This window comes from Rhodanobacter sp. C05 (genome assembly GCF_002001165.1).
Lineage (GTDB): Bacteria > Pseudomonadota > Gammaproteobacteria > Xanthomonadales > Rhodanobacteraceae > Rhodanobacter.
Map to the genome: position 1 here is coordinate 20,775 of NZ_MUNQ01000007.1, position 16,511 is coordinate 37,285.

Sequence of the window (16,511 nt, forward strand, 5' to 3'; positions counted from 1 at the left end):
CTTTTTCCATGAATGAAGAGCGCGTGCTCTCCCTCGCAGGCCTGTACCAGGCCTGCGCACTGGCGCAGCAGCTGGCGAATGAAGGGCGCTGTGACGAAGGCGCGATGGAGGCCAGTGTGGCCAGCGTGTTCCGTATCGATGCGCCCTCGGTGGTCGGCGTCTACGGCAATATCTCCAACGTGCGGATCGGCCTGCGCAACCTGATCGGACAGCTCGACGAAAGCGAGCCCAACATGTCGGTGACCCGCATGGTGGTGACCGTGATGCGACTGGAACGCAGCCTGTCGGGTCGGCCGGAGCTGCTCGGCAAGCTGCAGCAGGGCATCCTCGCGGCACAGCGGCAGGTCGAGCATTTCGGCCAGGATTCGGCGCAGGTCACCAGCCGGCTGGCCGAGCTGTACGCGTCTACCCTGTCCACGCTGAAGCCGAGGGTGATGGTCAGCGGCAATCCGCAGCAACTGCAACAATCCAGCGTGGTGGAAAAGGTGCGCAGCAATTTGCTGGCCGCGGTGCGTTCGGCCGTGCTGTGGCGGCAGGTCGGCGGTCGTCAGTGGCAATTGCTGCTGTACCGACGCCAGTGCAGCATGCTGGCGCGTGGCCTCCTGACCGGGGCAACGCTGGACAACCGTTGATCCAAAAGAAACCGAAAAGCTTGCTCGTCCAGAATGTGCCGGGATGGTTTCACTTGAAGACCTTGGCTCGCAGGTAACCGACGTGCACATACTGCTGGTGGAAGACGACAACCAGTTGGGCGAAGCGATCAGGCATGCACTGGTGCAGCAGTCCTATGCCGTGACCTGGCTGCGTGATGGCAAGGAGGCTGCACGCGCGCTGCGTGACCCCACCGCCGATCTGGTGCTGCTCGATCTCGGCCTGCCCGGCATGGATGGCATGGATGTGCTGCTCGAAGCGCGCCGGGACGGTGTGAAGACACCGATCCTGATCATGACCGCACGGGACGCGCTGGAAACCCGCATCCGCGGCCTGGACCTCGGTGCCGACGACTATCTGGTCAAACCCTTTCATGTGGGTGAACTGGTGGCGCGTATCCGCTCGCTCACCCGCCGGGTGCGGGGAATGGCCGATAACCTGATCGAGGCAGGCGGCCTGCGCCTGAACCTGGCCACCGCCGAAGTGGAGTTCCGCGGCAACCAGATAAGCCTTACCCGCCGCGAATTCTCGCTGCTGCAGGCGTTGATGGAGCACGCCGGTCATATCGTGCGCCGCGAAGCGCTGGAAAACTCGGTCTACGGACTGGATACCGTGGTGGAACGCAATGCGATCGAGGTGCAGGTGCATTGGTTGCGGCGCAAACTTTGCCCCGAAGCGATTCGTACCGTGCGCGGCATCGGCTACATGGTTCCACGCGAACCCAAATGAACGAGTCCAAATGAAAGCGGCAAGCCTGCGCACCCGGCTGACCTGGCTGATCATTGCCGTACAGATCGGTGTGCTGATTCCGCTGGGCGTACTGAGTTACCAGCGTGAGCTGCGCGAGATGGATCAGCTGCTCGACGGGCGTTTGGCACAGGCCGGCCGCACGGTGGGTGCGCTGCTTGCGCAAGCGCCAGCCTCCCTTGCAACCGAGTCGCCGGATGCCACATTGCCCGCTGAAGCATTGCGTGGCGCCGTCCTGGTGCGGGTGCACAAACACAACTATGAGCCGGAGGTCGGCTTCCAGGCGTACGCCGCAAACGGCAAGTTGCTTGCGGCCACATCCAATTTTTCCGGGCTGTCGGCGCCATCTGCCGAGGAACGGGGCTTCCGCGATCTCGATGTGCAGGATCAAACGTGGCGCACGTTCATCCTGCAGAATCAGGCCGGGCTGGTGATACGCATCGGCGAGCGCTATGACAACCGCCGCGAGATCACCCGTGCCCTGGTCATGGAGCACAGCCTGCCCCTGTTCATCGGCCTGCCGCTGCTCGCGCTGCTGGCGAGCCTGGCCGTCAAGCGCGGTCTGCGCCCGCTGGCCCTGCTTGCCGAGCAACTGGGGACACGCACGCCTGGAAGCCGCCAGCCGATCGCGGTCGAACACACGCCGCGCGAGATCACGCCACTCGTCGTGACCCTGAACCAGCAGCTGGGTCGACTGGAAGACACCATCGAACGCGAGCACCGGTTCGCCAGCGATGTGGCGCACGAGCTGCGTACTCCGTTGACGGCCACGATGATCCATCTGGAAAGCGCGCAGATCGCCAATGATCCACGCGAGATCGAGTTCACCCTGCAGAGCGCGCAGCAGAGCCTGGCGCGGCTGGCACGGCGGGTCGAGCAGATCCTCGCACTGGCACGCCTGGAGGCTGGCGCAGCTTCACAGCAGCGGGTGCGCCTGGAGCTGGTCAGTCTTGCCACCGAGGTGATCGAAGAACTGGCACCGGTGATCGCCGACAAGGACATCGCGCTCAGTCTCAATCACGAGATGGACGCACTGTGGGTCCAGGGTCACGAGGCTGCATTGACCGCGATGTTTCGCAACCTGATCGAGAACGCCCTGCGCTACACGCAGCAGGCCGGCCGGGTCGAGGTTTCGATTGAACAGCAGGGCCGCGAGGTGATCATCAGCATCTGCGACGATGGTCCAGGCATCCCGGCCGAGCGCAGGGATGTCGTTTTCGAGCGATTCCATCGAGCCGCGGAGAGTGAATCTCGCGGTTATGGCCTTGGGCTGAGCATCGTTCAGCGTGCGGTGGAGCTGCACGACGCACGCATCGAGCTACTCGCCTCACCCTACGGCCAGGGTCTGCAGGTGCGCATACATATGCTTGCCGCATCGGCTTGAGTGCCTGTTTCCTGCACTGAAACCGAATGCCGGATGACTGCTGCTGGTCCGCTGGCGCACGCAAAAGGTTTCCACAAGACTCGCTTGCGATGATGTGGCCGTCAGATGGCACTCGTCTCTTTTCGCATGCTCCACGGTCACCACCATGAAACATCGCCGGGCAATGAATACGTGCAGTCGACCCTGACTACGCGCGTCATTCCCTGAATCACGACAACCATCGGCGCAGCGCGGTGAAGCGCCTCGCTGTGCGGCCGTGCCCGTCACATGCTGCAGGAAGTTCATCATGCTTGGTCTCATTCGCCTGGCGCTGTCACGCCCCTACACATTCATCGTGCTGGCGCTGGTCATCCTGATCGCAGGGCCGCTCGCTGCCCTGCGCACGCCGACGGACATCTTTCCGAACATCGGCATCCCGGTGATCAGCGTGGTGTGGACCTACAAGGGCATGCCGCCCGACCAGATGTCCGGCCGCATCATCTACTACTACGAGCGCACGCTGACCACCTCGGTCAACAACATCGAGCACATCGAGTCGCAATCGCTGCCCGGCGCCGGCGTGGTGAAGATCTTCTTCCAGCCCGGCACCGACATCCGCACCGCGACCGCGCAGGTCACCTCGATCTCGCAGACGGTGGTGAAGCAGATGCCGCCCGGTATCACGCCACCGTTGATTCTCAACTACAACGCCTCGACCGTGCCGGTGCTGCAGATGGCGCTGTCGAGCAGGACGCTGTCCGAATCGAAGATCCGTGACATCGCGCAGAACGACGTGCGTACCACGCTGACCTCGGTGGATGGCGTGGCGATTCCGACACCGTACGGTGGCAAGCAGCGCCAGATCACCCTCGATCTCGATCCGCAGGCGCTCGATGCGAAAGGCCTGTCGGCGCAGGACGTGGCCAATGCGCTGGCGTCGCAGAACCAGATCATTCCGGTCGGCACGGCCAAGATCGGCACCTACGAATACAACGTCAAGCTCAACAACAGCCCCGAGGCATTCGCCGCACTGAACAACCTGCCGATCAAGACCATCAACGGCGCGACCATCACGATCGGTCAGGTCGCCCACGTGCGTGACGGTTCACCGCCGCAGAACAATGTGGTGCGCGTGGATGGCAAGCGCGCGGTGCTGATGCCGATCCTGAAAACCGGTGACGCCTCGACGCTGGCCGTGGTCGCCGGTGTCAGGAAACTGATGCCGCTGATCGAGGAGACGATGCCGCCGTCGCTGAAGATCTCGATGCTCAACGACCAGTCGGTCTTCGTGAAATCGGCAATCGCCTCGGTGGCGCGCGAAGGCATCATCGCGGCCTTGCTGACCTCGGTGATGATCCTGGTCTTCCTCGGCAGCTGGCGTTCCACCGTCATCATCGCGGTGTCGATCCCGCTGGCGATCCTGTCCTCGATCGCCCTGCTCTCGCTGACTGGTCAGACCCTCAACATCATGACGCTCGGTGGCCTGGCACTCGCGGTGGGCATCCTGGTCGACGATGCCACGGTGACCATCGAGAACATCAACTGGCACCTCGAACAGGGCAAGGACGTGCACTCGGCGATCATGGATGGCGCCAGGCAGATCGTCACACCCGCATTTGTCTCATTACTGTGCATCTGCATCGTGTTCGTGCCGATGTTCATGCTCGACGGCATTGCCGGCTTCCTGTTCCGCCCGATGGCGCTTGCGGTGATCTTTGCGATGGTCTCGTCGTTCGTGCTGTCACGCACGCTCGTGCCGACCCTGGCGATGTACCTGCTGCAGCCGCATGTCACCGAGAAAGGCGTTGGCGACCATCCTGAAGATGGCTACATCAATCATCACGAGGGCGATCAGCACCATGCCCATCGCAATCTTCTCGTGCGCAAGGCGATCGCGTTCCAGCTGAAATTCGAGCACCACTTCACCCGGATTCGTGATGCCTATTACGCGATGCTGGGCGTGGTACTGACCCGTCGCCGCAACTTCATCCTCGGCTTTCTTGGTTTCGTGCTGATCTCGTTCGCCCTGGTGCCGTTCCTCGGGCGCGATTTCTTCCCTGATGTGGATGCCGGCTCGATCGCCTTGCACGTGCGTGCGCCGATGGGCACCCGCGTTGAAGAGACTGCGGCGGAGTTCGATCATATCGAAACGGCCATCCGAAAAGTCATCCCGCGTGACCAGCTCGATTCGGTGATCGACAACATCGGCCTGCCGTTGAGCAGCGTCAACCTGGTCTACAGCAATACCGGCACCATCGGTCCGCAGGATGGCGACATCCAGATCGAATTGAAGGAAGGACATGGGCCCACCGCGGATTTCGTCAGGAAACTGCGCGAGCAGTTGCCGAAGGCATTCCCCGGTACCGAGTTCGCCTTCCTGCCCGCCGACATGACCAGCCAGATCCTGAACTTCGGCGCACCTGCACCACTGGATGTGTCGATCACCGGGCGCAACAGCACCGAGAACGAGGCCTATGCAACGCAGATCATGAAGCGCCTGCGTGCCGTTCCCGGCATCGCCGACGTGCGCCTGCAGCAGAGCACCAGCTATCCGCAACTGAATGTCCAGGTCGACCGCACCCGCGCTGATGCGCTGGGCATCACCGAACGTGATGTCACCAACAGCATGGTCGCGTCACTGGCCGGCAGTGGCCAGGTGGCACCGGCGTTCTGGCTGAATCCGAAGAACGGTGTTTCCTACGCCATCGTCGCGGCCACCCCGCAGTACAAGATGGATTCGATGGCCGATCTGGCGCGCTTGCCGGTGACTTCCTCCAACAACAAGAGCAGCCAGATGCTGGGCGGTATCGCAAGCTTCACGCGCGAGCCCAGCGCCGCCGTGGTTTCGCACTACAACATCCTGCCCTCTTTCGACATCTATGCCTCGGTGCAGGATCGTGATCTGGGTGCGGTCGCCACCGATGTGGACAAGGTGCTGGCCGACTTCGCCACGAGTCGGCCCAAGGGCACCATGGTCACCTTGCGCGGACAGGTGGGCACCATGAACGAAGCCTTCAGCGGCCTGCTGTTCGGCCTGCTCGGCGCGGTGGTGATGATCTACCTGCTGATCGTGGTCAACTTCCAGTCGTGGCTGGATCCCTTCGTGATCATCACCGCATTGCCTGCAGCACTCGCCGGCATCGTGTGGATGCTGTTCGTCAGCCACACCACGCTGTCGGTACCGGCACTCACCGGTGCGATCATGTGCATGGGCGTGGCCACCGCCAACTCGATCCTGGTGGTGAGCTTCTGCCGCGAGCGGCTGGCCGAACATGGCGATCCGATCAAGGCTGCACTGGAAGCCGGCTTCACCCGCTTCCGCCCGGTCTGCATGACCGCGCTGGCGATGATCATCGGCATGCTGCCGATGGCGCTCAGCCATGAACAGAACTCGCCGCTTGGCGTGGCCGTGATCGGTGGCCTGCTGTTCGCCACGTTCGCCACCCTGCTGTTCGTGCCGGTGATTTTCAGCATCGTCCACGCCAAAGAACAACACGCAGCTTCCACTGCGCCCCTGCTTGGAGAAGATCCCCATGTCGCATGACGACACGCCGCAAAATGTCAGCGAGCCGGCAACGCAGCCGCCGCGGCTCCGACTCGCCATCGTCATCACACTGGTGGCAGCGGTGCTGGCCACCGTAGCCGGGTTGGCCGTGCGTGCACACGACTACCACCAGCTGGTGACCTGGACGGATGCGCAGGAGCTGCCAACGGTGCAATTGGTCGCACCACTGACTTCTGCGGACGCGCATCGGATGACCTTGCCCGGTCACATCGAGGCGTGGATAAGTGCCCCGATCCATGCACGCGTCAGCGGCTATCTGAAAAGCTGGAGCAAGGACATCGGCAGTACGGTGAATGCCGGCGACACGCTCGGCGTCATCGACACGCCCGAGCTGGACCAGCAATACGACCAGGCCAAGGCTGTGCTGGTACGTGCCAGGGCGGACGAGCACCTGGCGCAGGTCACCAGCCAGCGCTGGCAGCATCTGCTGACGTCCAACTCCGTCTCCAAGCAGGAAGCCGATGAGAAGAGCGGCGAAGCCGCTGTTGCCGCCGCCAACGTGCTGTCGGCCCAGGCGGACATGGATCGGCTGGCGGCACTGGAATCCTTCAAGCACATCACGGCACCGTTCAGCGGCACCGTGACCAGCCGCAGTACCGACATCGGTGACCTGATCTCGGCGACCAGCGAGAGCAGCCCGGCGCTGTTCACCGTGGCCGACACCAGCAAGATGCGCCTGTATGTACGCATTCCGCAGAGTTACGCATCCTCGATCAAGCCAGGCATGACCGTTGACCTCAGCGTGCTCGAGCATCCTGGCGTGTCCTACAAAGCCACGCTGATCGGCTCGTCGGCTTCCGTCAATCAGGCTTCGGGTTCATTGCTGGCGCAATTCGAGGCGCCGAATCCGAATGGCGCGCTGCTGCCCGGCGACTATGCCGAAGTGAATCTTCCGGTATCCGTGAATACGCACCTGATCAGCGTGCCGGCGACAGTGCTGATCTTCCGCGCCGCCGGTCCGCAGATCGCCGTGCTGGGTGCGGACCATCGCGTACAGCTGCGCGACGTTCATATCGGCATGGATCTGGGTGATGCGCTGGAAATCGACCATGGCCTGCAGCCGGGCGATCGCATCATCGATCATCCGCCGGATTCGCTGGCACAGGGCGACCAAGTGCGTCTCGCCACGACGACGCCTGCGGCACACAGCTCGTCTGCGCGATCGAAGCAAGGTTGATCGCATGACTGCCCATTTTGTAAATCCCAAACGCCTCTTGCACTGGCCGGCATGCGGCCGTCGTGTACTGGCCGGCTGTCTGATGGCTGCGCTGGCTGGTTGTTCGCTGGCGCCGGTCTATCAACGTCCGGCGATCGCCGTTCCCTTGAACTACAAGGAAGGCAACGGACTATGGACTGCCGCCGCTCCTGCCGATACGCAGGCGCGCGGCGACTGGTGGAAGGTCTTCAACGATTCGACGCTGGATGGACTGGAGCAGCGTCTCGACGCCGGCAATCCATCGCTGGCAGTGGCGCTGGCGCGCTATGACATGGCGCATGCCTACGAAGGCGAAGTCCGCTCGCAGCTGTTCCCACACCTGGGTGTGGAAGCCAGTCCAGGCAACAACCGTCAGTCGAATAACCGTCCCTTGCGCGGCAACGGGCAGCCTGACGAATACGATGCCAACACCGCGCAGTTTTCTGCCGACTACGAGTTTGATTTCTGGGGCCGCGTCCGCAACGAGGTCGCCGCGGGCAAGGCGCAGGCCCAGGCCGCGGATGCCGATCTGGCGTCGGCCAAGCTCAGCCTGCAATCGCAACTCGCCGACCTGTATATCCTGCTGCGTGGTTACGACATCCAGGCGCGCATCCTCGACGGTTCGCTGGATGCGTACCGCAAGGGACTGACCATGACCGAGAACCGCATGGCCGGTGGCATCGCCTCCGGACTGTCGGTGTCGCGTGCCAGGAACCAGTTGTCCGATGCCATGGCGCAAGCGGCCGAAGTGACTGCACAACGCGCGCTTACCGAGCATGCCATTGCCACCCTGGTCGGTGTACCCGCATCGCGCTTCTCGCTAGCTGCCTCCGACATACAGATCGGACTGCCGGCGATCCCGGCAGGCATTCCCTCCACCTTGCTGGAGCGGCGCCCGGATATCGCTGCCGCGGAACGACGCACCTTTGCAGCCAACGCTGGGATCGGCGTCGCCCGCGCCGCGTTCTACCCGAGCTTCAGCCTGTCGGCCCTTTTCGGCTGGCAGAACACCGGCAATGGCAGTCTGCTGACTGCCGGCAACCGGATGTGGGCACTGGGTCCGATTGGCGCGTTGAGCCTGCTCGACGGTGGTCGGCGGCATGCCAAGGAGCGCGAGGCCCGGGCCTCGTTCGATGAGGCTGCCGGGCAATACCGCGTCACCGTGTTGAATGCATTCCAGCAGGTGGAAGACAACCTCTCGCTGCTGACCAACCTCAGCAATGAGGCGCACGATGAGGATGATGCCGCTGCCGCCGCTGAGGAAGCAGCACAGATCGCCACCAACCGCTATAGCGAGGGCGTGGTGAATTACCTCGACGTGGTCACCGCACAAACCAGCTACCTGCAGGCCAAGCGCAATGCCGAGCAGGTGCGTACGCGTCGCCTGCAGGCCAGCGTGAACCTGATCCGTGCGCTGGGCGGCGGTTGGAGCAGCGCGCAGATGAAAACGCCGCCATCGGATGAACCGATAGCGGCGGCACACTGAATATCGACGGATCGACCGCGACTGATCGTTGGTTTCATCAGGCTGTGCAACACGCATCCGCGCGGCACAGCGCGATTCCAAAAAAGCAAACGGCGGGCTATGCCCGCCGTTTTCCGTCCCTGGGTCGAACTCCCTTGCGATAACTCTTGATAAGTTCAGTCTCGACGGAATCAGCTTGCCACGCCGCTGTGACAGTTTCTGATCAGCGACATGACAGACTGGTCATCGTCGATCAGAACTTGTAGGTCAGCATCACGCGGTTGTAGGTAAACGGCTTGTTGCCCGGGTTCAGGTTGTTGATGCCACCCGAGGATTTTTCCCAGCGGTCGCGGATCTGGAAACCTTTGAGGAAGCCGCTGAAGTTGTAGATGATGTCGAAGTAGGTATCGTGGAAGTCACCGTTCAGATCCGTGGTGTACTTGGCGTACGCACCCACCAGCTGCAGGCTGTTGTTGAAGAAGCCGTAGGTCATCTTGGCCTTCCACGCATGTCCCGGACCCGCTTCCACCAGACCACGGATCATCGAGGTGGTGTACAGCGGATCGGTGGCGTAGTTGGCAGTGAACGGCGAGATGATCGAACCATCGCCGATGGCCGAACCGGTCTCCTGTTCAACCTTGTTGTAGAACACGTCGAAGCGGCCGTTGGGAATCACCACACCGAGATTGGCACCCCACGCGCTGCTGTCCACCTTGGTGCCGGCGACGCCGTTGATCTTGAGATGGTTTGCCACCAGCACGTTGTCGGAACCGCTGCCGCTTTCGGTCAAGCCCTGGAAACCGATGACCGGGTCGAAACCGGTGCCGGTCTTGAAGACATAACTGCCGTCGGCGTAACCCATACGGGCAAAGTCGAGGAAGTCGTAGTACCAGCCCTGAGCCTTCAGGCCGCCATTGACGTACGTGCTACCCAAAGCCCAGGTGCCGCTGGTCTGTTTCGCCGTCAGCGGCAGGCCCTGGTTGCCGCCGTAAAGCGTGTCTCCCTGGTAGGCGCTGGCGTAATAGTTGTTGTCGTTGAAGTAATCGTCGGAGGTGCGGCTCTTGTAGCTGAGCTCGCGGATACCGATGATGTCCCAGCCCTTCACCGGCGTGAAAATGGCGCTCAAGGCTTCGTATGAATTGGGAGTCAGGCGGCCATCGCTGTTGCCCATCCACGGCGTATTCAGATACTGATAGCCGGCACGTGCCATGACCCAGTCATTCTTGTACTGCAGATAGGCCTGGCTCAGCGCCGTCAGCGAATCGCTGGCACCCATCAGCGTGGTATCGACCCGCTTCGGATTGTCAGCAAGCGAGCCCAGGGCATTCGCGCTTACCAGCGACGCACCGGCACTGAAGCCATCCAGCGAGGCAGTCTGTGCATTCAGCAAGATCGAGCCACCAAAGGCGCGAGCACTCGGCTTCGCCGCAACACTGTAGTCATAGGTGCGGTTGAAGTCGTACACGCGAAGTTCGCCATCGACATGACCCTGGGTAAAAAGGTCACTGAGGGTATTGATAGTGCTGTCATCGGCGTGCGCGCTGACACTGAGTGTGCCGAGCACGGCGGCGATGGCTACGGCGACGAGTTTGTTGCGCATGATGAAAAGCTCCGCATCGGGGACAAGAATGTCGTTCTACGGCGCTTGCCGGTGGCTGTTATGAGCCACGGACAGGTCAGCTGCACCGCACTTGTATTAAGTTTGTGTGATGAATATGACACTCGCGTAAATCGCAAATGACAATCAGGTTACGGTGCGACCGTGCGTGTCACAGACGAAAACTCTTGCGCTCATTGCACTCTGCGCGGTCTCGTCACCTACGGCTTTGGGCATTCGGGGGAGTGACCAGACAACACGGAGGCAGAGACAGGGATTACGTATTGCCAAGGGTCAGACCTGCCTGCATTGGTGATGCGGCTGACGGATGAGGCCCTGGAACCTGCTGCTATGCTTGTTCGATGCCTGATCTCTCTTACGCTGTACCCGCGCGCATGGCCGAACGCTTCCGCGGCTTTCTTCCGGTGGTGGTCGATGTCGAAACCGGCGGTTTCGATGCGGAACATGACGCCCTGCTGGAAATTGCGGCCGTTCCGCTGACGATGGACACCGACGGCTGCCTGCGCCTGCAACCCACGGTGTCGACGCACGTGGAGCCGTTTCCAGGCGCAAACCTGGACCCGCGCTCACTGGAGATCACCGGCATCGATCCCTATAACCCGCTACGCGGTGCGCTCGCCGAACGGCTGGCACTCGACCATATCTTTCATGTGGTGCGTGAAGCGGTGCGAGAGGCGGGCTGCCAGCGCGCCATCCTGGTGGGTCACAACGCCGCATTCGACCTGGGCTTCCTCAATCAGGCGGTACGCCGTACCGGTCACAAGCGCAATCCGTTCCATCCATTCAGCTGCTTCGATACGGTCAGCTTCGGCGGCCTCGCCTTTGGCCAGACCGTATTGAGCAAGGCGGTACTGGCTGCCGGCCTGTCGTTCGACAGCCGCGAAGCGCATTCAGCGGTATATGACGCCGAACGCACCGCCGAACTGTTCTGCAGCGTGGTCAATCGCTGGCGCCAGCTTGAATTGCTCGAACAGGCCCAGCGCGGGCTGGATGCGGCCTGAAACCGCCACCCATGCGCATTTACAAGCTGTGATGGAGCGATTTCATGCGATCGCCATGACAGTCCATCAGGGATTGTCATCTGACTGAAACATTCATTTCATCCAATGGCAATACGAAAAGCCTGAAATGGCGGGGTCGCATCCTCTCGACCCTCCAAGGAGCTACCGTCTTGACCTCCAGCAAATTCCCGATTCGATTCGCCGCCGTTGCTGCGCTCGTCGCGGCCTCGAGCTTCGGCATGGCCGCACAGGCTACCGACATCACTGGCGCCGGCTCCAGCTTCGTCTATCCGGTCATGTCCAAGTGGTCGGCTGCGTATGCCGAAAAGACCGGCAACCACCTCAACTACCAGTCGGTCGGCTCCGGTGCCGGCATCGCGCAGATCAAGGAAGGCACCATCGACTTCGGCGCTTCCGACGCCCCGATGAAGGCCGAGGATCTGCAGCAGTTCGGCCTCGGACAGTTCCCGATCGTGGTTGGCGGCATCGTGCCGGTGGTACACATCGCCGGTGTGCAGGCTGACCAGATCAAGCTGGACGGCGCCACCCTGGCTGACATCTTCCTCGGCAAGATCAACAACTGGAACGATCCGAAGATCGCTGCGCTGAATGCCGGGCTGAAGCTGCCCGCCGGCAAGATCACGGTCGTGCATCGTTCGGACGGTTCGGGCACCTCGTTCAACTTCACCAACTATCTGTCCAAGGTCAGCCCGGAATGGGCCAGCAAGGTGAAGTTCGGCACCGCCGTGGAATGGCCGGCCGGCGTCGGCGGCAAGGGCAATGAAGGCGTGTCGCAGTACGTGAACCAGATCCCGGGTGCGATCGGCTACGTGGAATATGCCTACGCGGTCAAGAACAAGATCGCCTGGGTCGACATGAAGAATGCCGCCGGCAACTTCATCAAGCCGAACGCAGATGCCTTCGCCGCTGCTGCCGCTACCGCGGACTGGGCCAGCGCCAAGGACTTCAACCTGATCATGACCAATGCTCCGGGTGCCCAGGCGTGGCCGATCACCGCCACCACCTGGATGATCATGTACAAGACGCCGAAGAATGCGGCGAACAGCAAGGTGGCGTTCGACTTCTTCAAGTTCTCGCTCGAACACGGCCAGCAGGACGCCGCGGCGCTCGACTACGTGCCGCTGCCGAATGCCCTGGTCAGCAAGATCGAAGCCTACTGGGCTGCAGAGTACAAGCACTGAACCTGATCGTTCGTTAGATGCAGCATCAAACCTTCTCCTCCGCATGCGGAGGAGAAGGTTTTCAGTTCAACGGAACATGGGATATTCATGCCGGCAACCGATACCGTTGCATCGTCCATCGACGTCCTGGAGCGGCGCAGTCGCCGCGATGCCCGTGACGAACGGTTGTTTCGCTGGCTGCTCAAAGGCTGTGCCCTGCTGGTGCTTGCTGCCCTGCTCGGCGCCGCTGGCGCCACGTTGTGGGGTGGACGCAGTGCATTCTCCACGTTCGGCTGGCACTTCCTGGTCAGCACGGCGTGGGACCCCGGCAACGATGTCTACGGCGCGTTGGTACCGGTCTACGGCACCGTCGCCACCTCGCTGATCGCCTTGTTGATCGCGGTGCCGGTGAGTTTCGGCATCGCCTTGTATCTTTCCGAGGTGGCACCTGCGTGGCTGCGCACACCGGTGGCTTCGGCCATCGAACTGCTGGCCGGCATCCCCTCGATCATCTACGGCATGTGGGGCCTCTTCATCTTCGCCCCGTTCTTTGCCAACCACATCAAGCCGTGGCTGACCAACAACCTCGGCGACCAGCCCGATGACGGCAAGCTGTCATGGGTAGCACAGCACGTGCCCTTCGTCGGCAAGCTGTTCGGCAGCAGTTACCCGTTCGGCGCCAGCATCCTGGTGGCCGGCATCGTGCTGGCGATCATGATCATCCCGTTCATCTCCTCGGTGATGCGCGAGGTGTTCCAGACCGTCCCGACCCGCTTGAAGGAATCAGCCTATGCGCTCGGTTCCAGTACCTGGGAAGTCTCCTGGGATATCGTGCTGCCATATACCCGCTCGGCGGTGATCGGCGGCATCTTTCTCGGCCTTGGTCGTGCGCTGGGCGAGACGATGGCGGTGACCTTCGTGCTCGGCAATGCGATGACGCTGTCGGCCTCGTTGCTTGATCCCGGCACCTCGATCGCCTCGACCATCGCGAACCAGTTCAGCGAAGCCTCCGGCCTGCAGAAATCCTCGCTGATGGCGCTGGCCTTCCTGCTGTTCGTGGTCACCTTCTTCGTGCTGCTGATCGCGCGACTGATGTTGCGCCAGCTGGCCAAAAAGGAAGGCAGCTGATGAGCGCGATCTATCTGCGTCGGCGCATCACCAACTGGCTGGCGATGGGGCTGAGCATGCTGGCCACCCTGATCGGCCTGGCGTTCCTGGCCTGGATCCTGTGGGAAACCCTGCGTCAGGGTATCGGTGCGCTGAACCTCAAGCTGTTCACCAGGATCACTGCAAACGGTGCCGATGGCGGCCTCGCGAATGCGATGGTCGGCAGTCTGATCATCAACTTCATCGGCATCGCTATCGCCACACCGATCGGCGTGCTGGCCGGCACCTGGCTGGCCGAGTACGCCAATCGCACCAAGCTGGGCGAGACGATCCGCTTCCTCAATGACATCCTGCTGTCGGCACCGTCGATCGTGATGGGCCTGTTCGTCTACACCATCATCGTGCTGCCGAGTACGGCGCTCACCCACGGCTCGACCACGTTCTCCGGTTTTGCCGGCGGCGTGGCGCTGGCGCTGATCGCGCTGCCCGTGATCGTGCGCACCACCGACGAGATGCTGCGCCTGGTGCCGTCCACGCTGCGCGAAGCGGCGTTGTCACTCGGTGTGCCGCAGTGGAAACTGACCCTGCAGATCCTGATTCGCGCGGCGCGCTCGGGCATCATCACCGGCGTGCTGCTGGCGCTGGCGCGGATCAGCGGCGAGACCGCACCACTGCTGTTCACCGCGTTCGGCAACAACTACATGGCGGTCAATCCGATCGACAAGATGTCCAGCCTGCCGCAGATCATCTATCAATACGCCAACGACCCGGGCGACGACCTGCACGCCATGGCGTGGGCCGGTGCCTTTGTGGTCACCATGTTCGTGCTGCTGCTAAGCCTTGCCTCCCGTCTGGTCCTTTCCCGTACCAAGGTGTCCCATGACTGATTCCGCCCTCGCCATGAACCCGGCGCAGGTGGCGGCCACATCGGCTGTCGCGCCAAAACTCACCGTGCGCGACCTGCACTTCTACTACAACGGTTTCCATGCGCTGAAAGGCATCAACATGGATATCCCGGAAAAAAAGGTCACCTCGATCATCGGGCCGTCCGGCTGCGGCAAGTCCACCCTGCTGCGCATCTTCAACCGCATCTACGCGATCTATCCGAAGCTCGAGGCCAGGGGCGAAGTCACGCTGGACGGCGAGAATGTCCTCGACCCGGGCTATTCGATGAACCGCCTGCGCGGCAAGGTCGGCATGGTGTTCCAGAAGCCGGTACCGTTCCCGATGACGATCTTCGAGAATGTGGCCTACGGCATCCGCCATCACGAGAAGTTGTCCAAGGCGGACATGACGATCCGCGTCGAGCAGGCGCTGCGCAGCGCCGCGCTGTGGGACGAGGTGAAAGACAAGCTCAAGCAGAACGCGCTCGGCCTTTCTGGTGGGCAGCAACAACGCCTGTGCATCGCCCGCGCGATAGCGCTGAAGCCCGAGGTACTGTTGCTGGACGAACCAACCTCGGCGCTGGATCCGATCGCCACCAGCCGTATCGAGCAGTTGGTGGAAGAGCTGAAAAGCCAGTTCACCATCGTCATCGTCACCCACAACATGCAGCAGGCGGCACGCTGTTCCGACCTCACCGCGTTCATGTACATGGGCGAGCTGATCGAGTTCGACGGCACCGAGAAGATCTTCACCAAGCCGGGCAAGAAGCAGACCGAGGACTACATCACCGGCCGCTTTGGTTAGTACGGGAGCCGCGCTTGGCAAAAGTAAAGCCTACCCGTCAGGCGTCATTCCCGCGAAAGCGGGAATCCACTTTGACCTTTGCTTTACGCGTGTCGAGCCAATGGCAAAGACAAGATGGATTCCCGCTTTCGCGGGAATGACGAAACTGGAAGCTGACGGCAATATTCAGACAGCACACCTCGAGGCACACCATGAGCGGCAGCAGCAAAGAACACATCATCAAGAGCTACGACGACGAGCTGGCACGGCTCACCGGCGAGATCGTGCGCATGGGCGAACTCTCGGTAAGCCAGCTGGAAGCGGCGATCGATGTGGTTGAGCGTCGCGACGAACGTGCCGCGCAGCACGTGGTCAGCAACGACGACGCGATCGACCAGCTCGAACAGGACATCAGCCACGACGTGGTGCGCCTGCTGGCACTGCGCGCACCGATGGCTGGCGACCTGCGCAACGTGTTCGCCGCGCTGCGCATCGCCGCCGATATCGAACGCATCGGCGACTATGCCGCCAACGTGGCCAAGCGCTCGATCCCGTTGTCGATGGTCGCGCCAGTGGGCCCCGTTGGTGGCCTGGGACATCTCGCCGAGCTGGCCGCCAACGAAGTGCGCGAAGTGCTCGAGGCCTATCGCGACCGCGATGCCGAGCGTGCCTACCAGGTGTGGAAGGATGACGTGGTGCTGGACGAGGCCTATACCGGCTACTTCCGCCAGCTGCTCACCTACATGATGGAAGACCCGCGCAACATCACGCCATGCACGCATCTGCTGTTCATGGCGAAGAACATCGAACGCATCGGCGACCACGCCACCAACATCGCCGAGAACGTGTGGTTCCAGGTCACCGGCGAGCCGCTGACCAAGCAGCGCAGCAAGGGTGATCTCACCTCGAATCCGGAAATGACCAAGCTGGGGGGTTGAAGCCTCCCGGCG

Annotated in this window: 13 protein-coding genes; 12 read left to right on the top strand and 1 reads right to left on the bottom strand. The window is 62.0% G+C overall.

Translation table 11 applies throughout. The annotated features are described in order from the left end of the window. The first annotated feature begins 8 nt into the window (after positions 1-8). From hflD to B0E51_RS04700, 6 genes are all read left to right on the top strand, one after another. Positions 9-632, top strand: a complete 624-nt coding sequence (hflD, locus tag B0E51_RS04675; protein WP_077443697.1) for a high frequency lysogenization protein HflD — start codon at positions 9-11, stop codon at positions 630-632. 82 nt (positions 633-714) lie between these two features. Continuing rightward, on the top strand, positions 715-1,380 hold the full coding sequence (locus B0E51_RS04680; protein WP_077443944.1) for a response regulator transcription factor: 666 nt from the start codon (positions 715-717) through the stop codon (positions 1,378-1,380). 10 nt (positions 1,381-1,390) lie between these two features. Beyond that, positions 1,391-2,782 (top strand): ATP-binding protein, encoded by a 1,392-nt coding sequence (locus tag B0E51_RS04685; RefSeq protein ID WP_077443698.1) that lies wholly within the window; start codon positions 1,391-1,393, stop codon positions 2,780-2,782. A gap of 286 nt (positions 2,783-3,068) precedes the next feature. After that, positions 3,069-6,305, top strand: a complete 3,237-nt coding sequence (locus tag B0E51_RS04690; RefSeq protein ID WP_077443699.1) for an efflux RND transporter permease subunit — start codon at positions 3,069-3,071, stop codon at positions 6,303-6,305. Then, a complete protein-coding gene (locus tag B0E51_RS04695) occupies positions 6,295-7,503 on the top strand; it encodes an efflux RND transporter periplasmic adaptor subunit (protein WP_077443700.1) in 1,209 nt (402 codons plus the stop codon). The genes B0E51_RS04690 and B0E51_RS04695 overlap by 11 nt, the downstream gene beginning before the upstream one ends. A gap of 4 nt (positions 7,504-7,507) precedes the next feature. Next, a complete protein-coding gene (locus B0E51_RS04700) occupies positions 7,508-9,007 on the top strand; it encodes an efflux transporter outer membrane subunit (protein ID WP_077443701.1) in 1,500 nt (499 codons plus the stop codon). 232 nt (positions 9,008-9,239) lie between these two features. On the opposite strand, the gene B0E51_RS04705 is transcribed toward B0E51_RS04700, so the two are convergent. After that, a complete protein-coding gene (locus B0E51_RS04705) occupies positions 9,240-10,586 on the bottom strand; it encodes a hypothetical protein (RefSeq protein ID WP_077443702.1) in 1,347 nt (448 codons plus the stop codon). A gap of 359 nt (positions 10,587-10,945) precedes the next feature. On the opposite strand from B0E51_RS04705, the gene rnt reads away from it, so the two are divergent. The 6 genes from rnt to phoU all read left to right on the top strand — a co-directional run bounded on the left by rnt (position 10,946) and on the right by phoU (position 16,499). Then, positions 10,946-11,605, top strand: a complete 660-nt coding sequence (gene rnt / locus B0E51_RS04710; RefSeq protein ID WP_077443703.1) for a ribonuclease T — start codon at positions 10,946-10,948, stop codon at positions 11,603-11,605. Positions 11,606-11,775: 170 nt separating this feature from the next. Next, complete coding sequence (gene pstS, locus B0E51_RS04715) at positions 11,776-12,807, top strand: phosphate ABC transporter substrate-binding protein PstS (RefSeq protein ID WP_077443704.1); 1,032 nt, start codon at positions 11,776-11,778, stop codon at positions 12,805-12,807. A gap of 87 nt (positions 12,808-12,894) precedes the next feature. Continuing rightward, complete coding sequence (gene pstC, locus B0E51_RS04720; RefSeq protein ID WP_077443705.1) at positions 12,895-13,914, top strand: phosphate ABC transporter permease subunit PstC; 1,020 nt, start codon at positions 12,895-12,897, stop codon at positions 13,912-13,914. Further along, positions 13,914-14,780: a phosphate ABC transporter permease PstA gene (pstA, locus tag B0E51_RS04725; protein WP_077443706.1), complete on the top strand. Its 867-nt coding sequence runs from the start codon at positions 13,914-13,916 to the stop codon at positions 14,778-14,780. The genes pstC and pstA overlap by 1 nt, the downstream gene beginning before the upstream one ends. Continuing rightward, on the top strand, positions 14,773-15,582 hold the full coding sequence (gene pstB, locus B0E51_RS04730; protein WP_077443707.1) for a phosphate ABC transporter ATP-binding protein PstB: 810 nt from the start codon (positions 14,773-14,775) through the stop codon (positions 15,580-15,582). The genes pstA and pstB overlap by 8 nt, the downstream gene beginning before the upstream one ends. 191 nt (positions 15,583-15,773) lie before the next feature. After that, positions 15,774-16,499: a phosphate signaling complex protein PhoU gene (gene phoU, locus B0E51_RS04735; protein WP_077443708.1), complete on the top strand. Its 726-nt coding sequence runs from the start codon at positions 15,774-15,776 to the stop codon at positions 16,497-16,499. Positions 16,500-16,511 lie beyond the last annotated feature (12 nt).